The following is a 22067-nucleotide window of genomic DNA, read 5'->3' on the forward strand; positions in this document are numbered from 1 at the left end:
TCACCGCCGCTTAACCAAAAGGCCCCGCAGCTTCACGGCTGTGGGGCCTTTTTCCGTTGGGCGGCCAGCCTTTTCATATCCCCGGGCTGGACCATACTTGAGCCACACACCGAGGAGGAAAGGCTCATGAACCGTAGCGACGTACTGATCGTCGGCGCCGGCCCGACCGGACTGGTACTGGCGCTGTGGCTGAGCAAGCTGGGGATTCGGGTACGGATTATCGACAAGACGTCGGCGCCCGGCACCACGTCGCGGGCACTGGCCGTCCAGGCACGGACGCTGGAGCTTTATCGTCAGCTCGACCTCAGCGATGCCGTAGTGAAGAAAGGTCATCGGGTTGCTGCGGCGAATTTCTGGGTCAAGGGTGAGCCCGTGGCGCGCTTGCCGTTGACCCGCATTGGCGAGGGGCTGACGCCTTACGCGTTTCTCGAGATGTTTCCTCAAGACGAACACGAACAGCTGCTGATAGAACGCCTCGAAGTCTTCGGCATCAAGGTTGAACGCAACACCGAACTGGAGGGTTTCGAGGAAACCGGTGATGGCATCAGCGCAAGGCTGCGTCTGCCCGATGGCCAGCAGGAAATCTGCCAGGCGTGTTATCTGGCGGGTTGCGACGGCGCGCGGTCAGTCGTGCGCAAGACCCTGGACACCGGTTTTCCCGGCGGCACCTACCAGCAGATTTTCTACGTCGCCGATGTGCAGGCTCGCGGGCCGACGTTCAACGGCGAACTGCACCTGGACCTGGATGAGGCGGACTTTCTCGCCGTGTTCCCGTTAGCCGGTGAAGGCCGCGCCCGCTTGATCGGCACCGTGCGTGACGAGCGCGCCGATCGTGCTGAAACCCTCGGGTTTGCCGACGTCAGCAGTCAGGCCATCGAGCATCTGAAGGTGCAGATTGATCAGGTGAACTGGTTCTCGACGTATCGGGTGCATCACCGCGTGGCGGATCACTTTCGCAGCGGTCGCGCGTTTCTATTGGGCGACGCGGCCCACGTCCACAGCCCGGCGGGTGGCCAGGGCATGAACACCGGGATCGGCGATGCCATCAACCTGGCCTGGAAACTGGCGGCGGTCTTGAGCGGCGGCGCCATGCCCACGCTGCTCGACACGTACGAAACCGAACGCATCGCCTTTGCCCGAAAACTGGTGGGCACCACCGACCGGGTGTTCAGCTTCGTCACCGCCGAAGGGCGTATGGCCGATTTGCTGCGCACCCGCCTGGCGCCGTTCCTGATCCCCAAAATGGCATCGTTCGAGGCGTCCCGCGATTTTCTGTTCCGTACCGTGTCGCAGATCACCCTCAACTACCGTGGGACACCGTTGAGCACGGGTGTCGCCGGCCACGTTCATGGCGGCGACCGCCTGCCCTGGGCTCACGACGGTGAGGGGGACAATTTCGAATCGCTGAAATGCCTGACCTGGCAGGTGCAAGTGTATGGCGACACCAGCGACGAAATGATCGCCTGGTGCATCGAGCATCACCTGCCGTTGCACGTGTTCGACTGGCGGCCGGCGTTTGAAGCGGCGGGATTGGGGCATAGCGGCTTTTATCTGTTGCGGCCGGATACGTATGTGGCGATTGCGGACAACTCGGCTGATCCCAAGGTGATTGAGCGGTACTTCAAGGAGCATGGGATCCGGCCATTTTTTGGCAGCCCCTGAGACCACCACATCCCCCTGTGGGAGCGGGCTTGCCCGCGATGGCGTCGTGTCAGTCGACACATGTATTGACCGATACACCGCTATCGCGGGCAAGCCCGCTCCCACAAGGATAGCTGCTGGTCGTCAGATCCCGGCCAGTGCCAGGTCCATCGCAAAGTAGGTGAAGATCAGATCCGCCCCCGCCCGCTTGATCGCCCCCAGGCTTTCACGCACCACGCGATCCTCATCAATTGCCCCGGCCTGTGCGGCGAATTTGATCATCGCGTACTCGCCGCTGACCTGATACGCCGACAGCGGCAAACGCGAAACTTCGCGAATGTCGCGGATGATGTCCAGGTACGCGCCGGCGGGTTTGACCATCAGCGCGTCGGCGCCTTCCTGCTCGTCCATCAGCGACTCGCGCACCGCTTCGCGTCGGTTCATCGGGTTCATCTGGTAGCTTTTGCGGTCGCCTTTGAGCGCGCTGCCGCCAGCTTCGCGGAACGGGCCATAAAGCGCGGAAGCGAATTTGGTCGAATAGGCCATGATCGCAGTCTGGGTGAAACCGGCTTCGTCGAGCGCCCGGCGAATGGCCTGGACCTGCCCGTCCATCGCGGCTGACGGCGCGATCACATCAGCACCCGCCCGAGCCGCCGCCACGGCTTGTTTGCCGAGGTTGATCAGGGTCTGGTCGTTGTCGACTTCATGGTTGTGCATCACGCCACAATGGCCGTGATCGGTGTACTCGCAGAAGCAGGTGTCGGACATCACGATTATCTCCGGCACCGCATCCTTGGCGATGCGCGACATGCGCGACACCAGACCGTTGTCGCTCCAGGTGTCGCTGCCGCTGCTGTCCAGATGGTGGGACACGCCGAACGTCATCACCGACTTGATCCCGGCCCGGGCGTAGCGTTCGATCTCACCGGCCAGTTTCGACTCCGGAATGCGCATCACGCCAGGCATGCTCTTGATCGGTACGAAGTCATCGATTTCTTCCTCGACGAAAATCGGCAGCACCAGGTCGTTCAAGCTGAACTCGGTTTCCTGGAACAGGCTGCGCAGGCTCGCATTGCGGCGCAGACGGCGTGGACGTGCTTCGGGGAACTGACTGGACATGAGGGGTTCCTGCAAAACGGAGGACGAGACGAAAGTCGTAGGGGGCGAAGCTTATGCCCTGAAAGGCGCGAGGCACAAACCTCAAGCGCAGAACAAACCGTTACCGGCTCGGCAATAATCCCCTGCATCGTAAACCTCCGTAGCAGCTGTCGAGCAGCGCGAGGCTGCGTCGGCGGTCTGTCAGGTAGAACTCGTTTGCAGGTTCTACGGCTGCTACGCAGCCGAACGCTGCCTCGCGGTGCTCGACAGCTGCTACAGGGGGCATTGCTTCAGATTAAAGCTGCAGGGTGCCGCTTATGCAGGTCACCACAGCACCGCCAATCCAGATTTCATCCCCCGCCTGCTCCACCTGAATGCGTCCGGCGCGGCCCATGGTCAGGCCCTGGCTGACCACATAAGACGCCGGCGCCAGACCTTCGGCAAGCAACCACTGCGCGATCCCGGCGTTCAGGCTTCCAGTGGCCGGGTCTTCCGGCATGCCGTCGCCGGAGATGAACGCGCGCACTTCAAACTGCGCTTCATCGCCATCACGTTCGGGATTCCATGGCGCGATCACGCCGACGGCCAGGCCAAGCATGAGTGAATGATCCGGTTGCAAATCCAGCACCTGTTGGCGGTCCTCGACCATCACCGCCAGCCAGCCGGCACCATTGTCGACCCACTGGGCCCGGACAATTGCGCCAGGCTCCAACCGCAATCCACGGCGTACGCGTTCGACCACCTCGGCCTCCACCGGCCCTGTCTTGAGCAGTGGCGGCGCGAGAAAGGCCAGCTCCGCGCCTTGCCTGCGGACTCGCACCAGACCGACGCCGCACTCCTGAATGATCTCCTCGCCCTTGGGCACGCCACCGGCCTCAAGCCATGCGTGGCAAGTGCCCAATGTCGGGTGACCGGCGAACGGCAACTCGTTGAGGGTGGTGAAGATCCGTACCCGATAGTCGGCGCGAGGGTCGTGCGGTTCGAGGATGAACGTGGTTTCGCTGAGGTTGGTCCAGGTCGCGAACGCCGCCATGCGTTCATCGCTGAGCTTGTCTGCACCGAATACGACCGCCAACGGATTGCCCTTGAGCGCAACGCGGCTGAAGACATCTACTTGTTTGAAATCGAATGAGCTCATTGCCTGCCTTGGTCTCGAGAAAATCGAAGAGATTTACTTGGGAATTTCCAGCCCGCGGATCACCGCCGGCCGCATCAGGAAGCGCTCCAGCACACGAGTGACGTTGGGGAAATCCTTGATGCCCACCAGATCGCCAGCTTCATAGAAGCCGATCAGGTTGCGCACCCAAGGGAACGTCGCAATGTCGGCGATGGTGTAGCGTTCGCCCATGATCCAGTCGCGCCCTTCCAGCCGCCCATCCAGCACTTCCAGCAGGCGTTTGCTTTCGTCGATGTAACGGTCACGCGGACGTTTGTCCTCGTAGTCCTTGCCGGCAAATTTGTTGAAGAAACCGACTTGGCCGAACATCGGCCCGATGCCGCCCATCTGGAACATCAACCACTGGATCGTCTCGTAACGCGCCGCCGATTCCTGCGCGAGCAACTGGCCACTTTTGTCGGCGAGGTAAATCAGGATCGCCCCGGACTCGAACAACGGCAGGGGTTTGTCATCGGGACCGTGGGGGTCGAGGATCGCCGGGATCTTGTTGTTGGGGTTCAGCGACAGAAACTCGGGGGACATCTGATCGTTGGTGTCGAAGCCCACGCGATGGGGTTCGTAGGGCAGCCCGGTTTCTTCCAGCATGATCGAGACCTTGACGCCGTTGGGGGTCGGCAAGGAATACAGCTGGATCCACTCAGGGTATTGGGCTGGCCATTTTTGAGTGATCGGGAACGCAGACAGATCGGTCATCGAAAGCATCCATGGACAAGGAAAGGGGTTGAGCATAATCCACGATCACCGCCGAATGGTTGAGATCTTTTGATGCTATCAATCTGACTGATGAGCAAGATCAAACGATTCCAGTCTATTGCCGGCGCCTCCCCGTGTACCGTGTCCATAAATCCGCAACATGCTGTCGATAACCTCTGCTCCAACCCATGCAAGGTTATCGGTACATTGCGGCGCACTCGCCGGGATCGAACCAAATGGGCTTCAGAGGACTCTGAGCACTGCCCTTTTGGAAACGGACTGGTCCAACGACATGGAAAACACCCGATGCTGGGAGCTCGCGGTGTAAAGGTTTGTCAGCCTTAACCGAATGCGCTGAAGATCACCTATTCAAATGATGAACCTTTTGAAACTCGTTAATCACTTCAAGCAACGCGCGTATGTCGTCCTGCCCTCCCTGCTGGCGGCGAGCGCGTTGTTTTTGTCGCTGGAGTCCAGCGAAAGCCGCGCCCAACCGGCCGACGGCACCCAGACCCTGGTCTTCCTGCGTCACGCGGAAAAACCCGAAGGCGGCCTGGGCCAGCTCAACTGCCAGGGCCTGAACCGCGCCATCGATCTGGCCACTTTGCTGCCGGAAAAATTCGGCAAGGCCAATTACGTATTTGCCGCCAACCCGACGCGTAATGTCGAGGAAGGCGAACTGGACAATTCCTACAGCTACATCCGTCCCCTGATGACCATCAGCCCCAGCGCCATCAAGCTCGGTCTGCCGGTGAACATCAACTTTTCAGCCAACGACACCAGCGACCTGGCGGATGAATTGCTCCACGACAAGTATCACAACTCGGTCATCTACACAGCCTGGTCGCACGGCTACCTGCCCGAGCTGATCAACAAGGTCGCGGGAGACGCGGTCGGCAAGAAACAGAAGATCACTGAAGACTGGGAGTCCAGCGACTACGACTCACTGTTTGTGCTCACGTTGACCTGGCACAACGGCAAGGCGAGTCTGGTGAGCCACAGTTACAAGCAAGGGCTGGATAATGGGCGGGAGACGTGTCCGACGTAAGCTGAACCCCGGGGTTTATGGCGTCTGTCAGGGCCTCATCGCGAGCAGGCTCGCTCCTACACTGGATCTGTGTCGCACTGAAGATCTAATGTGGGAGCGAGCCTGCTCGCGATGAGGCCAGAAAAACCAACACATTACTGCCGGCTGATCTGCCGCTCGCGCAAGTATTCGAGAACCGCTGTCCGCTCCCCCGCAAACTCAATCCGCGCGCCCTTCTTCTCCCGCTGAAACGCATACATCGGGTCGTAATACTCACGCAGCAACCCTTCGATCCAGCCCCGATGCCCATCCACCGCCCCGCTGTTTGCCTGCTCCGCCAACGCGTCCTCCATCAAGATCAACATCCGCCGGTGCCGTTCACCGCCCAGACGCTTCTGCACGTTATTCAGGCTCTCCAGCAGACGTTCGGAAAACAGCGCAAAACCCTCATCGCCGTGCACGCTGATGAATTCGGCACACAAGTCCACGACGTAGTCGCGCAAGATTCGTTCGACTCGCCCTTGCAGGCTGTCTTCCAGCCAGACCATCGGAAACTGCTGCATGCCCTGAAACAGCGGTAACGGCAACGCACAACTGCCGATCGCGCGGCTCTCGTCTTCCAGCACAAACTGCTCGATGCCGTGGTCGCGTTTCTTCAGCACGTCTACCGCCAGGCGGTTTTCAAAGTCGATATTGGAAGGTTGGCCAGTGGCGCGTTTGCCGAAGCTCGAACCGCGATGATTGGCGTGACCTTCAAGGTCTAGCCCGTTGCTCAGTTGCGTGAGTACCTCGGTCTTGCCGGTGCCGGTCATGCCGCCCAGCAACACGAAATCGCACTGGGCAACGGCCTGATCGACCGTGTCCAGCAAGAAGCTGCGCATGGCCTTGTAGCCGCCACCGACGCGCGGATAGTCAATGCCCGCTTCGTCCTTGAGCCACTGCTGGACGATCTGCGATCGCAAGCCGCCGCGAAAACAATACAAATAACCCTCGGGATGCGCCCGGGCAAAATCGGCCCAGGCCTGGATGCGTTCGGCCTTGATCTCGCCGGAGACCAATTGATGCCCCAGCATGATCGCCGCTTGCTGGCCGTGTTGCTTGTAGCAGGTGCCGATCCGTTGCCGCTCGTGGTCATTCATCAGCGGCAGATTGACCACACCGGGGAAAGCCCCCTTGTGGAATTCGACCGGCGCGCGGGCATCCATCATCGGCCGGTCGTTGAGAAAGATGTCGCGGTAATCGGTGAAGTCGATTGACATCAAAACACCTCGACCGCGTTGGTCTGTCGCTCGACCAGCTCACCGATCGGCTCAAGGGTCAGGCCCAGTTCGGCGGCCACTTTGAGGAACTGCTCGTTGCCTTCCGGCGTGACCGCTACCAGCAGGCCACCGCTGGTCTGCGGATCGCACAGCACCCGTTTATGCAGTTCCTGCACGCGCCCGACCTTGCTGGCGTAGCTGTCGAAATTGCGCAAGGTGCCGCCCGGCACGCAGCCTTGATCGAGGTAATACTCGACTCCCGGCAGGCGCGGCACACGGTTGTATTCGATGCGCGCGGTGACGTTGCTGCCGTCAGCCATTTCCACCAGGTGCCCCAGCAGGCCGAAACCGGTGACGTCGGTCATCGCCGTCACGCCGTCGAGCTTGCCGAAACGGCTGCCGGGTTTGTTCAGGGTGCACATCCAGTCGCGGGCCAGGCCGATGTCGGCCGTGCGCAACTTGCCCTTCTTCTCGGCGGTGGTAAGGATGCCGATGCCCAGTGGTTTGGTGAGGTAAAGCAGGCAGCCGGCGGTGGCGGTGTCGTTGCGCTTCATGTGGCGTTTTTCAACCAGCCCGGTCACGGCCAGGCCGAAGATCGGCTCCGGCGCGTCGATGGAATGCCCACCGGCCAACGGAATGCCCGCCTCGTCACACACCGAACGGCCGCCGCGAATCACTTCCCGGGCAATCTCCGGCGCCAGCACATTCACCGGCCAGCCGAGGATCGCAATCGCCATCAACGGATCGCCGCCCATGGCGTAGATATCGCTGATGGCATTGGTGGCGGCGATGCGACCAAAATCGAACGGGTCGTCGACGATCGGCATAAAGAAGTCGGTGGTCGAGACCACGCCGCGTTCTTCGTCGATCGCGTACACCGCCGCGTCATCGCGCGAGGCGTTGCCGACCCAGAGATTGGGGTCGAGGTTCTGCGCGCCACTGCCGGCCAGAATCACCTCCAGCACCTGAGGCGAAATCTTGCAGCCACACCCTGCGCCGTGGCTGTATTGGGTCAGACGAATCGGCTCGCTCATGGGGGAATAACCTCGTGAAGACAATGGGGGCGAGTCTAGCATTGGCGATCAATGCAAGGCGCAACACCACACGCTTTGTAGCAGCTGCCGAGCAGCGCGAGGCTGCGTTCGGCTGCGAAGCAGTCGTAAATTCAGAGAACGCGGTGCATCAGATAGATCGTGCGTTCAGGTTTTACGACTGCTTCGCAGCCGAACGCAACCTCGCGCTGCTCGGCAGCTGCTACAGAAGCATCAGCCTGCGTACCTGACCGAAACGACAATAAAAACCCTGATTTCGTCGATTTTTCATGGAATTGAAATAATTGGCATCTCTTGTGCAAACGTTTGCGAGCCGCTAATACCGACGTTTTCTCGACATAACCGCGCAAGCCCGAAGAACCGGGCTTTTGATCCGCACGAAAAGGGACTTTTAATGCTCCGCACGTCCAGCCGCGTGACTTGCTCGCGCACTGTTGCTGTTTCCTTGCTGCTGGCCAGCGTTACAGGACTACTCAGCAGCACCGTTTTGGCGCAACCCGCCCCCGCCGAAGAATCCGCACAGGGCGAAACCCTCAGTCCCGAAGCCAGCCCGCCGAAAAAAGGTGCGTACCTGTCGGACTGGTTCAACCAGGACCTGACGGTCATTGGCAGCAAGGACATCAGTTTCGGTCCGCAACCGGCCGACGATATTTACCTGGAATACGAGTATTTCGGGCGCAAGGGGCCGTTCGAGTTATACGGCTACATCGACATTCCGAAGATCTTCGACATCGGCAACAGTCATGACAAAGGCGTGTGGGACCACGGCTCGCCCGTGTTCATGGAGCACGAACCGCGGATCTCCATCGACTATCTGGCCGGCCGCAGCCTGGCCGTCGGGCCGTTCAAAGAATGGTACGTGGCGTTCGACTGGATCTACGACCACGGCAGCAACAGCGCCAACCGCGCCAATACGCTGTACAGCGGCCTGGGCACCGACATCGACACCCACTCGCGAGTCAACCTGTCGGCGAACTTCTACGGGCGTTATCAGTGGGAAAACTACGGCGCCAGCAACGAATATTCGTGGGACGGCTACCGCGCCCAGCTCAAATACATCGTGCCCATCAGCAGCTTCAGCAACGGTGCGTCGCTGACGTACATCGGCTTCACCAACTTCGATTTCGGCTCGGACCTGCACAAGGACAACCCGGCCCGCACCGCCAACGCCACCGTCGCCACCAACGTCTTGCTGTACTCGTTCACTCACTTGCGTTTCACCCTGGTCGGCCGTTATTTCCACAACGGCGGCAACTGGGACGATGGCAGCGAGTTGAATTTCGGCGACGGCGACTTCCGCGCTCGCTCCAATGGCTGGGGTTACTACGCCGGTATCGGCTATCAGTTCTGAGGCGTGTTTGAACCTGGAGGTTTTATGAATGCAATGACGCGTATATCCCTGGCCTGTGCCGCCCTGCTCTCTTCCGCTGCCTGGGCGAGTGAAGCGCCGATCCAGCCGAAAGTGATGCTGATCACCATGTTCGCCCCCGAGGCGCAGAACTGGATCGATCGCCTGGAACTCAAGCAGGAAGTTCGAGTGCCGGGCCTGTCCGCCGAGTACCCGACCATTCGCTGCAATACGCAGCAGGTGTGCCTGATGGTCACCGGCATGGGCCAGACCAACGCCGCCGCTTCGACACTGGCCCTGGCCCTGTCGCCAAAATTCGACCTGCGTAAAAGCTATTTCCTGATCGCCGGGATCGCCGGCATCAGCCCGAAACACGGGACCATCGGCACCGCCGCCTGGGCGCACTATCTGGTGGAGTTCGGCACCCAGTGGGAACTGGACTCACGGGACGCGCCGAAAGACTGGCCGACCGGGTACATCGGCATCAACACCAAAGGCCCGAACGAAAAACCGCCACTGGACTACAAGACCGAAGTCTTCGAACTCAATCCGAAGTTGCAGGCCAAGGCTTTTGCCCTGACTCGCAACGTCGAACTGAGCGAGAGCAAGGAGTCGGCAGCATGGCGCAAGCAGTATCCATCGGCCCCAGCCAATCAGCCGCCGGTGGTGACCCAGTGCGACACGTTGGCGGGCAATACCTGGTTTTCCGGGACGCGTTTGAGTGAGCGTGCGGAGGTCTGGACCAAGCTGCTGACCGACGACAAAGGCGAGTACTGCACGACGCAACAGGAAGACAACTCCACCTACGAAGCCCTGCTGCGGGCAAGCCGCGAGGGGTTGGTGGATGTGCAACGCCTGGCGGTGGTGCGCGCCGGTTCTGATTTTGATCGACCGGCACCGGGCCAGAGCGAAGTGGATAACCTGCTCAAGTATGCGGATCAGGGTGGGTTTGTGCCGGCGCTGGAGAACCTGTATCGGACGGGGAATCCGTTGGTGCAGGAGATTTTGAAGAACTGGTCGGCGTGGGAGAACGGTGTTCCCGAAGCTTGAGTTCGGCTTGAGGACGCCTTCGCGGGCAAGCCTCGCTCCTACAGGGATTGGTGATCACCCGTAGGAGCGAGGCTTGCCCGCGAAGAGGCCAAAACATCCACCATCAATATTGATTACGGCAACAAAATCACCTTGTCACCAGCCCCCTGATTCACCTCGGCATACCGCTCCAACCCCTCCGCCAACGGCGATTCGAACAACCCTTCCGGCAACGGCAACAACCCTTGATCAAAGAACTTGCCGAACTGATCAAGCATCGCCGCACACGCCTGGACGCCGTACAACAACGAATTGATCCCCACCACCGAGCCGCCCTTGCGATACAACGCCAGCGCCGGCAATTGCACCATGCCGTCTACCGGTGCAGCGATGATCGCGATGCGACCGAACGTCGCCAGGGCCGGGACCGAGGCCGGTAGCCAGAAGCCGGTGGTGTCGAAAATCACGTCGGCGCCGCCGGCATACACGGCATTCACCTGCGCTCCCAGGTCTTCCGGTTTATCCAGTTGCAGCGTCTGATACCCCTGCGCCTGCAAATCCTTGACCTGTTCGGGCCGCCGCGCCGCCGCCAGTACTTGAGCGCCACGCACCTTGGCCAACGCCAACGCGGCACTGCCGACCGCCCCGCCGCCGATCACCAACAACCGCGTTTGGGCCGTCACCAGACTGCGCTCCAACGCATCCCACGCCGTGGTGTACGGCACACCGAGGCTGGCGGCCTGGGCGAAGCTCAGATGGGTCGGTTTGAGCGCCACGCCATTGGCCGGCAGTTTGACGAATTGCGCATGGGAGCCATCGGCAAAAAACCCCAATTCACGGCCGGTGCCCCAGACTTCCTGACCGATCAGCGCCTGGGGCCCTTCAACCACCACACCGGCGAAATCCCGGCCGGGAATCCGCGGCAAGGTGGTGTAGGGAAAACGTCCCAGCACGTTCTTCACATCGCTGGGATTAAGGCCGGCCGCCTTGATCTGGACCAGCACTTCATCGGCGCCGGGAACGGGGGTCGGAACATCGACATAGCGCAAGGCCGAGAGGTCGCCGGTCTTGTCGAATTGCAGTGCTTTCATGGGAGTTTCCATCGCATCAAGGAAGGGGTTTCAGGAGACCCAGCCGGCTACAAGTTGCCGGCCCATGGGCCATAACTTTTCGCCAGCGAGCATGCCCAGCAGGCCCACCAGGGCAATGGCCGGTGGGGCGGGAGAACGAAAATCCAGTGCGCCGTAGAGCAGGCCGACGCCCAGACCGATGACCAGCGAGATGAGGTAGCTCATGGCAGACTCCGTGGGCAAACAAGGTATGCCTGAAGTCTAGAGGGAGGCGACGACGGGCATCGGCCAAGTGCTTCTGAATAACGGCCAAAGCGCGGCGGGTGCGATGCAAACCTGTAGCAGCTGGCGAAGCCTGCGTTCGGCTGCGTAGCAGTCGTAAAACCTGCATGCACGGGTTTCCTGAAGGACCGCGTTGCCTGATTTCACGACTGCTACGCAGCCGAACGCAGGCTTCGCCAGCTGCTACAAATCTGCGTTAAGGCTGAGGCTCGTCGAAAACTGCGAAGGCGCGACACCCAGTTCCCGGCGGAACATGTCGCTGAAGCTGCTCGGCGAATAGCCCAGTTCCCGGGCGATCGTGCTGACCGGCACACCCTGAATCAACTCCGCCGCCGCGATCGCCAGTTGCACCTGCCGCCGCCATTCTGCGAAGCCCATGCCCAAGCCGTCCTTGAACAGCCGCGCCAGGGTGCGCACGCTGGCACCGGCGTTTTCCGCGTGTTGTTCGAAAGGTATGTCCAGCGAGGGCGCGGCCATGACGGCCTGACACAGGTTCATCAGGCGCCGGTCGGAATCATCCGGTAACGGGATTTTCAACAGCGAACGCCGGGCTCGCCTAAGCTCCAACAGCGCCAGGCCGACCAGCGCGTCGTAATACTCGGGCGCGCCATCGTCGCCCTGCTCCACCAGCCCGACGATCAGCTCACGCAGCAGCCCGCCGACTTCAATCACCTGAACACTGTCATCCAGCGTGGCCGCCAATGAGGGCCGCAAGTAGATGTTGCGCATCTGCAGGTCCGAGACCACACGAATGCCGTGCGGCACACCCGGCGGCAGCCACACCGCCCGTTGCGGCGGCACCACCAGCGCCTCATGGGGCGTTTCGACCCACATCACCCCGCTCATTGCGTACAGTAATTGGCCCCAGACATGCTCGTGCGGCTCGATGTACAAGCCGCGCGGGTAAGTGCGCGCCAGCGGTTGCACGGGCACATCGGTGTCACTCAGGTCTGGAGGGGCGGCAAGGGCCATGGGCAATGATCATTGGGGTTTTCAGGTATTGCATGGTAACGGCGCACAGGCCATGTCGCCACTGGCGGCAGCCGTCTGACAATCCGACTGAATTTTCCGTAGCCCCGACGATCCTTGTATTACCACAGGGAGGAATACGGGCTTTATGAACAACGCAAAACTTTTCGTCATTGAATACACCCTTCATGGCGCGCCAAAGTCTTTCATTATCCGCCTGGACAAAATGGACAACGCGGAGGCTTGGCACTGGGCCAGTTGTGACGCAGGGGTCGGACGAATCCCTCGCTTTGGCCGAGAGAAGGTGCAAAAAACCAGCAAGCCGCTGGCGGAGAAATTCGGCATCGAAAACGTGACATGGCGGCCGGCGGGGTAAGGATCCAGGGGGGAGAAACCAGACACTAAAAGTGGAGCCCGAGTGGCTCCACTTTATGTTTTTGATGAGTTATTTGGCGTGGGCGCACTTGCAGCCCTTGCCCGCACACTCTTCGCCATGTTCGTGGTGCTTGGCGCACGCTTCGCAGCAATAGTGTTTGCCGTGGCGCGCTATCGGGTGTTCGCCGAGTTTGCAGGAGCATTTGGGGCAGTCGCATTTACTTTCACTGTCGATCATGAGCCTGACTCCATTGATGTGGTCGTCGCGTGCGGCAAATGCGCACCTCACTCACCAGTGTAGGAGCCCTTGTAGCAACCGTTGTAGCAGCTGCCGAGCAGCGCGAGGCTGCGTCCGGCTGCGAAGCAGTCGTAAAATCCAGCACCGCGGTGTTTCAGGCAAACCGCGTGCCCAGGGTTTACGAGGACTTTGTCCTCGGACGCAGCCTCGCGCTGCTCGGCAGCTGCTACAAGGGTGAGTTGGGTATTCGTTACTCGCTTCGGGTGCTGCTGCGGTACATGAACAGCAAAGCCAGTGCCAGGCACACCATCGCCAGCATCCGGCTGCTCGACAACTCGATCGCCGGGTTACCCAGCCATCCAAAGTTGTCGATCAACATCCCCATGCCCAGTTGCCCGACGATCACGGCCACGGTCGCCACCGCCGTGCCGACCCGCGGCACTGCGCCGACCATGACCATCATGTAGACCACGCCGAACAAGGCGCCACTGAGCTGCCATTTCGGCACATCGAGCAGGCTCACGGCATGGGCCGGTTCGAAAAACAGGATCAGCAACCCGGTGACTACCGCACCCACCGCAAAGGTCAGCAAACTGCTGCGCAACACGCCGACGGTTTCGCCCAGACGCCCATTGATCGCAGCCTGAACACTCAACACCGCGCCGGCAGCCACCACCACGGCCAACAAAATAATCAGATTCATCATCAACCTCGAGCGATCAGAACAAGTGCCGCGACAATCAGCAGCAACGCCAGCCAACGCTCACCGTTGACCTTTTTACGGGTAGCGCCGAACCAGCCGAAGTGGTCGATCAACACGCTTTTGCCGACCTGCCCGGAGAGGATCGCGATCATCGTCATTGCGATCCCGATGTGCGGCGTGGCCAGGGTCAGCACCACCACGTAGATCGGCCCGAGGAAACCGCCGATCAATTGCCAGCGCGGCAACGTGTTCAGGGCCGGACCTTGTTGCTTGCCGCTGAACAACAGCAGCAAAAACAGAATCGCCGAGCCGACGCCGAAGATGCTCAACGTGGCCCATAGATGCCCGACCTGAACCCCGAGCGGCCCGAGTAAACCGGCCTCCACAGAAAGGCCCATGCCGGCGAGAATGACCAGTGGCAGAAGCAATAGCCGCAGTCCTGGCTTGGTCGCTGGCGCTGCCGCGATGTCGATTGAAGAAGATTGCATAAGGAAAACCTGCCATTTATCAGGTGAAACACGGCCTCCCCTGTAGGAGCAAAGCTTGCTCGCGAAGGCGGCGTGTCAGACGACGAAGATGTCGACTCGTACGACGCCTTCGCGAGCAAGCTTCGCTCCTACAGTGGACGTATGCCGCATTATCGTCTGGCGATCCTTTGCGATAAATGGGAGCATCCGGACAACACTTTTGCGTAACTCGCACAGCAGGATTGATCATGCACGGCCTTAACGAGCTGGGATTCAAGGCACTTCGACTGTTTGTCGCGGTGCTCGACCATGGCAGTTTTTCCGAAGTCGCTCGCCGCGAGGGCCTGGCGCCCTCTTCGATTTCCCGGCAAATCCAGTTGATGGAACAGGCCCTGAACCAGCAATTGCTCTACCGCCACACACGCGCCGTAACGCCCACTGAAGCAGGACGCATGCTCGGCCATCACGCACGGCTGGTGCTGGTGCAGCTGGAGGAAGCCGAACAGGCCTTGCAGGAACAGCAAAGCGAACCCAGCGGGCTGGTGCGGATCAACGCGCCGGTGGTCTTTGGGCAGCGGCATCTGACGCCGTGGCTCGGGCAGTTGTGCGCGCGCTATCCGAAACTGCAACTGGATATCCAGCAAACCGACAGCTACGTCGACCCGTTGCAGGAAGGGGCCGACTTGCTGTTTCGCATCGGCCCGCTGCACGATTCGAGCATGCAGGCACGAATCCTGGCGCCCCATCGCTTTCAAGTCGCCGCCAGCCCGGCTTACCTCGAACGCCATGGCACGCCGCAACATCCCGACGAGCTGGCGGCGCATCAATGCCTGGCTTACAAGGGCGTGACCGGTCAGCAGCGCTGGTTTTTCCGCAAGGACCAGCAAGACTGGACGCCCTATTCAGTCAAAGGGCCGATCACCGGCAACCACGCCGACACGCTCACTCAAGCCGCCGAACAAGACCTGGGGCTGGTGATGTTTCCGTCGTGGCTGATTGGTGAGGCGGTGCGCAACGGCACGCTGGTGCCGGTGCTCGGGGAGTATCAGGTGTCCAACAGCCTTGAGCCGCAACAGATTGCGGTGCTGTGGCCCGGTAGCCGACGGTTGTCGGTGAAGGTAAGGACGGTGATTGATTTCTTTGTCGAGTGTTTTGGCGCGGTGCCCTACTGGGACAGACCTTAATATCTGTCAACACCGCAATCCGTGTAGGAGTGAGCCTGCTCGCAATAGCGGTGTATCAGACCCCGAAGATGTATAAGAATCGCTTCCTGTAGGAGCCAGGCTTGCCGGCGAAGGCGCCCTCAAGAACGCCTTCGCCGGCAAGCCTGGCTCCTACAGTTGGTAGACGCTGTCAGATTCGGAATTGTCCGACCAGTTTGCCCAGGCGCTGACCGAGGTCGGCGAGGCTGCGCGAGGTCTGGGCGCCGAGTTGGGTTTCGTCAGCAACGTTGTCCACCGCCACGGCGATCTGATGCACGCTGCGGTTGATCTCTTCGGCCACGGCAGTCTGCTCTTCCGCCGCGCTGGCGATTTGCGCGTTCATCGAGTTGATGGTGCCAATCAGCTGAGCCATGGTGTCCAGCGATGCACCGGCCTCATTGGCCTGGGCCGACGTGCCATCGCCCGCCTCGCTGGAACGACGCATCGCTTCCACCGCCGACTGGGTTCCGGCCTGCAAGCGGTCGATCATGCCCTGGATTTCCTGGGTGCTGATCTGCGTGCGACTGGCCAGCGCCCGCACCTCGTCAGCCACCACCGCAAAACCGCGACCCGCTTCACCCGCGCGCGCGGCTTCAATGGCGGCGTTCAGCGCCAGCAAGTTCGTCTGTTCGGCAATCGAACGAATCACCCCCAGCACGCTGACAATCGACGACACGTCTTTTTGCAGGCTGTCGAGGGACACGCCGCTGCTGCGAATGTCGTCCACCAACGCATGAATTTTCACGATGCTGCCAGCCACCACACGCTTGGCGGCCTGGCCTTCTTCGTCGGTTTGCTGGGCAGCCACCGCCGCGCTTTGTGCGCTTTTCGCCACTTCCTGGGCTGCCGCCGACATTTCGTTGATTGCCGTGGCGACCTGATCGGTCTCGTGACGCTGACGCTCCATGGCCTGATCCGAACGCTGGGCCTGATCGGAAACCTGATTCACCAGGCCGGTCAGTTGCGAGGTCATTTCCGTGATTTGACGCACCAGGCTGTGGATCTTGTCGACGAAGCGGTTGAACGAGCCGGCCAGCTCGCCGAGTTCGTCCTGGCTGGTGATGGTCAGACGCCGGGTCAGGTCGCCCTCGCCCGCCGCGATGTCATCGAGGTTGGCTTTCATCAGGTTCAGCGGACGCAAAATGGTATTAGCCAGCAGCAGCCCGACCGCCGCGATCACCAGCAACATCACCACCGCAAGGCCAGCGATGGTCAGCACCACGCCTTCCATCCGCTCTTGTACCTTGGCTTCGACCAGCGCGACTTGCGCCTCGATACCGTCGAGGTTCACCGACGTACCGACCGCCATGTCCCACTTCGACAGGTATTCGGTGTAGCCCAGTTTCGGCACCAGCACTTGGGTATTGCCGGGCAGTGTCGAGCTGTATTGCAGGTAGTGGGTGCCGTCTTTGGCGACTTTCACCAGGTCGCGGTTGACATAGACGCCGTTCGGGTCACGGTTGTCCTTGAAGCTCTGACCCACGCCATCGGGGCTGTTGGCCTTGAACAGGCGCACGGTGTTGGAGTCGTAGCCGAAGAAGTAGCCGTCCTTGCCGTAGGTGATGCTCGACAGCAGCTTGATCACCTGCGCCCGCGCCGCGTCGTCCCCAGGGGCAGCCGCCTCGTAGAGCGGTTTGATCGTGGTCATGGCCACGGCGACGTAACTTTGCAGGGTGGCCTTGGCATCGCTGAGCAGGCGCTGGCGGGTTTCCTCGACTTCCTTGTGCGCCTGCTCCTGCAGAATGAACAGCGTGGTCAGGCTGATGACCAGCGCAAAGAGCAACACCGGGAGGACGGCAAGGGACAGGACTTTAGCCTTCAGGCTCATGCGCATGACGGTTCACTCTTTTGATTTTGTTGGCGTGATTAAAGGCTTTAACGGCACGCCAACGCAAAACTGTAGGAGCACGGCTTGCCGGCGAAGGCGATCTCAGGTACGCCTTCGCCGGCAAGCCTGGCTCCTACGGGAGTGAAATCAGAGGACCATCGCGGCCACCCAGCCGAACGCCAGCAGCGGCAGGTTGTAGTGCAGGAAGGTCGGGACCACGGTGTCCCAGATGTGGTGATGCTGGCCGTCGATGTTCAGGCCGGAGGTCGGGCCCAGCGTCGAATCCGAGGCTGGCGATCCCGCGTCGCCCAGGGCGCCCGCCGTGCCGACGATGCACACGATCGCGATCGGGCTGAAACCCAGCTGCACGCACAACGGCACGAAAATCACCGCCAGAATCGGTACGGTGGAAAACGACGAGCCGATGCCCATGGTCACCAATAGGCCCACCAACAGCATCAACAACGCGCCAATGGCTTTGCTGTGGCCGATCCACGAGGCGGAGGTTTCCACCAGCGTTTGCACCTGCCCGGTGGCTTTGATCACTTCGCCGAACCCGGAAGCGGCGATCATGATGAAGCCGATCATCGCCATCATCTTCATGCCTTCGGTGAACAGGTCGTCGGTGTCGCGCCATTTCACAATGCCCGACACCGAGAAGATCAGGAAACCCGCCAGCGCGCCAATGATCATCGAGTCCAGCAGCAGCTGAATGATGAACGCCGCCGCGATGGCCACACCGGCGACCATCAGGCTGAGCGGGTTGTACTCCACCGCGACTTGCTCGACTTTCTCGATCTTTTTCAGGTCGTAGACGCGTTTCTTGCGGTAGCTGATAAACGCGGCCGCCAGGCCAACGACCATGCCCAGTGCCGGAATGCCCATGGCGTGGGTGACGTTGATGCCGCTGATGTCGACACCGCTGCGGGCAACGTTGGCCAGCAGGATTTCATTCAAGAAAATGTTGCCGAAACCCACCGGCAGGAACATGTACGGCGTGATCAGGCCGAAGGTCATGACGCAGGCAATCAAGCGCCGATCCAGTTGCAGCTTGGTCAGCACATATAAAAGCGGCGGTACCAGCAGCGGAATAAAGGCGATATGTATCGGCAGAATGTTCTGCGAAGCGATGGCCACGACCCAGAGCAAGCCGATGAGCAGCCACTTGACCTGACGGCCACCGCTGGCGTGTTGGCGATCAACCATCAGCAGCGCTTTGTCCGCCAGGGCATGGGCCAGGCCAGACTTGGCAATCGCCACGGCGAACGCGCCGAGCAAGGCGTAAGACAACGCGACCGTCGCCCCGCCGCCGAGGCCGCTGTTAAAGGCTTTAAGAGTGGCATCAATGCCCAGGCCACCGGTCAAGCCGCCCACCAGGGCGCCGACAATCAGCGCGATCACTACGTGCACGCGGGACAGGCTGAGGACCAGCATGACGCCGACCGCGGCAATTACAGCATTAATCATCGTTACCTCAGGGCAAGCGGAATGAGCTCAGCCGGCAGTCTGCATAGAGCCGCCAGCGGATGGGGAGAATGGGTTTTATTAGAGGGCGCGCACTGTGCCGCAGCATCAATGCCTTGTCAAAGCGAACTCGACCCTTGTAATTGGATGGACTCGCCCAAGCCGAGGCGTCAATGCGCCACGGTGGCAGTCTAAACAGCCAACGACAGCGAGGGCGAGTCCATGAAAAAGCATACTTCGATTGATCAATCCCTGTCTTCTTCCGATTTGTCGGCCTGCACAACCGTGGCGGTCGATCTGGCCAAGCAGGTCTTTCAGGTCGCCGGGGAGGATGTCCTCGGCCAGGTGCACTACGAGCAGCGGATCAAGTCGCGCGAGGCGTTTTATGAGTTTCTCCGCCAGTTGCCACCTCATGTCGTGGTTCTGATGGAGACCGGTCCGGGTGCTCAAGCCTGGGCCCGGCAGCTGCAAGACCAAGGCAATCTGGCGCGGATTCTTCCAGCCCGTTTGGTGGCCACACATCGCAGCGGGCCTAAAAATGATCGCAACGATGCGCTGGCGATTCTGCGGGCGGGTCGCGATGAAAAGATCTACGCAGTGCCGGTCAAAAGCGTTGCGGCGCTGGCAATGCAGGCGTTGCATCGCGCCCGCCAGGGCTATGTGCGTCGACGCACGGCGGTGAGCAATCAGATGCGCGGCCTGCTGCTCGAGCATGGCGTGGCCTTGGCGCAAGGCGATGTTGCGATCAGCCAGAAAATTCCGCGGGTACTGGAAGATGCCACCCAGCCGGTGCCGGGCGTGCTGCGTGAACTGATCGACGAACTGTTGGCCGAGTGGCGCCATTTGGGCGAACGCATCAGCGTGCTGACGGGGCGCCTGGAAGTGGCCGCCAACGCCGACATGACGGCGAAGCGACTGATGACTGTGCGCGGCATCGGCCCAGTCACTGCCACGGCACTGGTGGCCAAGGAAACCAAGCCTGAGCGATTTCCCGATGCCCGCAAGTTTGCCGCGTACTTTGGCATGGTGCCTGACCAGCACAGCAGCGGGCAGACGGTCCGGCTGGGGGACATGACCAAGCGAGGCGATGTTTATTTACGCAGCCTGATGATCCAGGGAGCCCATGCCGTACTGCAACAACTACGACCTGATTCCCAGCAACCCGATGACCGCCGCTTGTTGCGCTGGATGAGCCGACTGGGCCGTAAGGAGGCTGCGATCAGGCTAGCCAACCGCAACCTGCGAATCGTCTGGGTGCTTCTACAGAATGACCAGACTTATCGTCGCCAGGCGGGTGATGGCCAGCAAGCGACGATGAGCCACTGAGCGACAGAGTTCTGCCACCGAGGTACTAACTGTCCGGCCCTTTGCTGAAAAAAAATTGACCCCAGGTAAGACCGGCGTGGATTGATGCCTTAGCTGCTACTGGCCTTCGAGGCCTGACTGTAATCGGCATACCACGAGCTCTTCCAATTTTGGCCAGAAGCCGAAGACGGCTTCCTCGAATAGGCCTAATACATAGATGCAACGGGGCGGCGGTTTTTCAAAAGCGGGTAGACAGTGGGGGCGAGTCCATACATAGCAGCTGCCGAAGGCTGCGTTCGGCTGCGAAGCAGTCGTGAAATCAGGCACTGCGGTCCGTCAGATACACCATGCAGCCCGGGATTACGACTGCTGCGCAGCCGAACGCAGGCTTCGCCAGCTGCTACAAGTTTTGTGTGATTTCTTATTTGGGCGTACGCATAAAGAAAGCCAATTCGCAGCCGTTACAGTGCAAAGTCTCAGATAAATATCGAATAAGGACGTCTCTCCATGTCGCTCAGACAACTTTCCATCCAATGGAAAATCACCCTGCTGGCCGGGCTGTGCCTGGCGGGCATCGTGACCCTGCTGGTGGGTCTTTCGCTGTATCGCATGGAGCACAGCTCCGAGATGGTGAAAGCCTCGAGCATGGAGATGCTGACCGAAGCCGCTCAGGCCCGGATCGAATCCCAGGGTGAAAACCAGGCACTGGTCATTCGTCAGCAGTTCATGGACGCCTATCAATACGGCCACGGCTTTTCGCGTCAGGTACTGTTCCTGCGCGATCAGGCGGAAAAGCGCTTTCTGGATGCCTTCGACCTGCGTGAAGACCTGACCCGTCAGGTCAAGTCGGCGCTGCAAGCCAACCCGCAATTGCTTGGGCTATCCTTGGTGTTCGAGGCCAACGCGCTGGACGGCAAGGACGATCTTTTCGCCGGTCAGGCCGAGTTGGGCAGCAACGACAAGGGCCGTTTTGCCCTGTACTGGTCGCAACCGACGCCTGGCAAAGTGACCTCCATGGCGCTGCCGGAAAGCGACATGGCCGACACCAGTGCCGGCCCCAGCGGCGAGCCGGCCAACGCCTGGTTCACCTGCCCGCGCACCACGCTCAAGCCCTGCGTGATCGAACCGTACTTCTATGTGATCGATGGCCAGAACGTGCTGATGACCAGCATCGTGTTCCCGCTGATGGTCAACGGCAAAGTCATCGCCTCGCTGTCGGTGGACATCAACCTCAACAGCCTGCAGGCGATGAGTCAGGGCGCGAGCAAAAAGCTCTATGACGGCCAGACCAGCGTCAGCATCATCAGCCCGGTCGGCTTGCTCGCCGGTTACAGCCGGGACGCCAGCAAACTCAGCCAGCGCCTGGACGCTGTGGACAAGACCAACGGTGCCGAGCTGATTCGCATGCTCGCCACCAGCAGCAAAACCGAAAGCCTGCACAGCAATCAGCAACTGAAAGTGCTGTCGCCATTCCAACCGATTCCCGGCGGAAAATCCTGGGGCGTGTTGCTCGACGTGCCGGAAAAAGTCCTGGTCGGCCCCGCCGAAGCCCTGAAAAACCAACTCGATGACAGCAACCGAAGCGGCACCCTGGTGGAACTCGGCCTCGGTGTGCTGGCCGCGTTGATTGGCTTATTGCTGGTGTGGCTGATGGCGCGCAGCGTGACCAAGCCGATCCTCGGCGTGGCGGACATGCTCGAAGACATCGCCAGCGGCGAAGGCGACCTGACCCGGCGCCTGGCTTACGACAAGCAGGACGAACTGGGCCAGTTGGCCGGCTGGTTCAACCGCTTCCTCGACAAGCTGCAACCGATCATCGCCGAGGTGAAACGCTCAGTGC

21 protein-coding genes and 2 pseudogenes are annotated in these 22067 nt (G+C 60.7%); 9 read left to right on the forward strand and 14 right to left on the reverse strand.

Features of this window, described 5'->3' with window-relative positions:
* Window positions 1-126 precede the first annotated feature (126 nt).
* Window positions 127-1662 carry an FAD-dependent oxidoreductase gene (locus ACYZT6_RS17200; RefSeq protein WP_462027923.1) on the forward strand — a complete coding sequence of 512 codons (1536 nt, stop codon included), beginning with the start codon at window positions 127-129 and terminating at the stop codon, window positions 1660-1662.
* A gap of 123 nt (window positions 1663-1785) precedes the next feature.
* Here the strand turns inward: ACYZT6_RS17200 and hemB are convergent, their stop codons facing one another.
* The 3 genes from hemB to ACYZT6_RS17215 form a co-directional block, all read right to left on the reverse strand.
* Window positions 1786-2760 (reverse strand): porphobilinogen synthase, encoded by a 975-nt coding sequence (gene hemB, locus ACYZT6_RS17205; protein WP_462027924.1) that lies wholly within the window; start codon window positions 2758-2760, stop codon window positions 1786-1788.
* A 274-nt stretch (window positions 2761-3034) separates the two neighbouring features.
* Window positions 3035-3877 (reverse strand): PhzF family phenazine biosynthesis protein, encoded by an 843-nt coding sequence (locus tag ACYZT6_RS17210; protein ID WP_462027925.1) that lies wholly within the window; start codon window positions 3875-3877, stop codon window positions 3035-3037.
* A 33-nt stretch (window positions 3878-3910) separates the two neighbouring features.
* Complete coding sequence (locus ACYZT6_RS17215; protein ID WP_462027926.1) at window positions 3911-4609, reverse strand: glutathione binding-like protein; 699 nt, start codon at window positions 4607-4609, stop codon at window positions 3911-3913.
* Window positions 4610-4982: 373 nt separating this feature from the next.
* Here ACYZT6_RS17215 and ACYZT6_RS17220 point away from each other — a divergent pair, with 373 nt between their 5' ends.
* Window positions 4983-5657, forward strand: coding sequence for a histidine phosphatase family protein (locus tag ACYZT6_RS17220; protein WP_131059895.1), 675 nt, complete (start codon window positions 4983-4985; stop codon window positions 5655-5657).
* Window positions 5658-5791: 134 nt separating this feature from the next.
* On the opposite strand, the gene mnmH is transcribed toward ACYZT6_RS17220, so the two are convergent.
* Entirely contained in the window at window positions 5792-6895 is a 1104-nt protein-coding gene (gene mnmH / locus ACYZT6_RS17225) for a tRNA 2-selenouridine(34) synthase MnmH (RefSeq protein WP_462027927.1), read from the reverse strand.
* Window positions 6895-7929: a selenide, water dikinase SelD gene (gene selD, locus ACYZT6_RS17230; RefSeq protein ID WP_462027928.1), complete on the reverse strand. Its 1035-nt coding sequence runs from the start codon at window positions 7927-7929 to the stop codon at window positions 6895-6897. Before selD ends, mnmH begins: the two co-directional genes overlap by 1 nt.
* A 41-nt stretch (window positions 7930-7970) precedes the next feature.
* Here selD and ACYZT6_RS17235 point away from each other — a divergent pair, with 41 nt between their 5' ends.
* From ACYZT6_RS17235 to ACYZT6_RS17245, 3 genes are all read left to right on the forward strand, one after another.
* Window positions 7971-8177, forward strand: coding sequence for a hypothetical protein (locus ACYZT6_RS17235; RefSeq protein ID WP_462027929.1), 207 nt, complete (start codon window positions 7971-7973; stop codon window positions 8175-8177).
* Between the two features lie 164 nt (window positions 8178-8341).
* Window positions 8342-9298, forward strand: coding sequence for a nucleoside-specific channel-forming protein Tsx (locus ACYZT6_RS17240; protein ID WP_462027930.1), 957 nt, complete (start codon window positions 8342-8344; stop codon window positions 9296-9298).
* 24 nt (window positions 9299-9322) lie between these two features.
* Window positions 9323-10345: a purine-nucleoside phosphorylase gene (locus ACYZT6_RS17245; protein WP_462027931.1), complete on the forward strand. Its 1023-nt coding sequence runs from the start codon at window positions 9323-9325 to the stop codon at window positions 10343-10345.
* A 113-nt stretch (window positions 10346-10458) separates the two neighbouring features.
* Here the strand turns inward: ACYZT6_RS17245 and ACYZT6_RS17250 are convergent, their stop codons facing one another.
* From ACYZT6_RS17250 to ACYZT6_RS17260, 3 genes are all read right to left on the reverse strand, one after another.
* Complete coding sequence (locus tag ACYZT6_RS17250; protein ID WP_462027932.1) at window positions 10459-11415, reverse strand: quinone oxidoreductase family protein; 957 nt, start codon at window positions 11413-11415, stop codon at window positions 10459-10461.
* A 30-nt stretch (window positions 11416-11445) separates the two neighbouring features.
* Complete coding sequence (locus tag ACYZT6_RS17255; RefSeq protein ID WP_010458583.1) at window positions 11446-11619, reverse strand: DUF1427 family protein; 174 nt, start codon at window positions 11617-11619, stop codon at window positions 11446-11448.
* 240 nt (window positions 11620-11859) lie between these two features.
* Window positions 11860-12648, reverse strand: coding sequence for an AraC family transcriptional regulator (locus ACYZT6_RS17260; protein WP_462027933.1), 789 nt, complete (start codon window positions 12646-12648; stop codon window positions 11860-11862).
* A 145-nt stretch (window positions 12649-12793) separates the two neighbouring features.
* Here ACYZT6_RS17260 and ACYZT6_RS17265 point away from each other — a divergent pair, with 145 nt between their 5' ends.
* Window positions 12794-13021, forward strand: a complete 228-nt coding sequence (locus tag ACYZT6_RS17265; protein WP_010458578.1) for a DUF6555 family protein — start codon at window positions 12794-12796, stop codon at window positions 13019-13021.
* A 69-nt stretch (window positions 13022-13090) separates the two neighbouring features.
* Here the strand turns inward: ACYZT6_RS17265 and ACYZT6_RS17270 are convergent, their stop codons facing one another.
* The 3 genes from ACYZT6_RS17270 to ACYZT6_RS17280 form a co-directional block, all read right to left on the reverse strand.
* A complete protein-coding gene (locus ACYZT6_RS17270) occupies window positions 13091-13258 on the reverse strand; it encodes a metallothionein (protein ID WP_462027934.1) in 168 nt (55 codons plus the stop codon).
* Window positions 13259-13508: 250 nt separating this feature from the next.
* Complete coding sequence (locus ACYZT6_RS17275; protein WP_462027935.1) at window positions 13509-13964, reverse strand: DMT family transporter; 456 nt, start codon at window positions 13962-13964, stop codon at window positions 13509-13511.
* Complete coding sequence (locus ACYZT6_RS17280) at window positions 13964-14449, reverse strand: DMT family transporter (protein ID WP_438662538.1); 486 nt, start codon at window positions 14447-14449, stop codon at window positions 13964-13966. The genes ACYZT6_RS17275 and ACYZT6_RS17280 overlap by 1 nt, the downstream gene beginning before the upstream one ends.
* A 227-nt stretch (window positions 14450-14676) precedes the next feature.
* On the opposite strand from ACYZT6_RS17280, the gene ACYZT6_RS17285 reads away from it, so the two are divergent.
* On the forward strand, window positions 14677-15612 hold the full coding sequence (locus ACYZT6_RS17285) for a LysR family transcriptional regulator (protein ID WP_462027936.1): 936 nt from the start codon (window positions 14677-14679) through the stop codon (window positions 15610-15612).
* Between the two features lie 169 nt (window positions 15613-15781).
* Here the strand turns inward: ACYZT6_RS17285 and ACYZT6_RS17290 are convergent, their stop codons facing one another.
* From ACYZT6_RS17290 to ACYZT6_RS17300, 3 genes and pseudogenes are all read right to left on the reverse strand, one after another.
* Window positions 15782-16603 carry a methyl-accepting chemotaxis protein gene (locus ACYZT6_RS17290; RefSeq protein ID WP_462029970.1) on the reverse strand — a complete coding sequence of 274 codons (822 nt, stop codon included), beginning with the start codon at window positions 16601-16603 and terminating at the stop codon, window positions 15782-15784.
* An 84-nt stretch (window positions 16604-16687) separates the two neighbouring features.
* Window positions 16688-17464: pseudogene (locus ACYZT6_RS17295) on the reverse strand (cache domain-containing protein); the annotation flags it as partial.
* A gap of 141 nt (window positions 17465-17605) precedes the next feature.
* Entirely contained in the window at window positions 17606-18922 is a 1317-nt protein-coding gene (locus ACYZT6_RS17300; RefSeq protein WP_462029971.1) for a Na+/H+ antiporter family protein, read from the reverse strand.
* Between the two features lie 267 nt (window positions 18923-19189).
* Between ACYZT6_RS17300 and ACYZT6_RS17305 the strand changes: the two genes are divergently transcribed.
* Window positions 19190-20248 carry an IS110 family RNA-guided transposase gene (locus ACYZT6_RS17305; protein ID WP_462029972.1) on the forward strand — a complete coding sequence of 353 codons (1059 nt, stop codon included), beginning with the start codon at window positions 19190-19192 and terminating at the stop codon, window positions 20246-20248.
* Window positions 20249-21877: 1629 nt separating this feature from the next.
* A pseudogene (locus ACYZT6_RS17310) lies at window positions 21878-22024 on the forward strand (HAMP domain-containing protein); the annotation flags it as partial.
* Window positions 22025-22067 lie beyond the last annotated feature (43 nt).

The sequence above is a fragment of the Pseudomonas sp. RT6P73 genome, assembly GCF_054897715.1.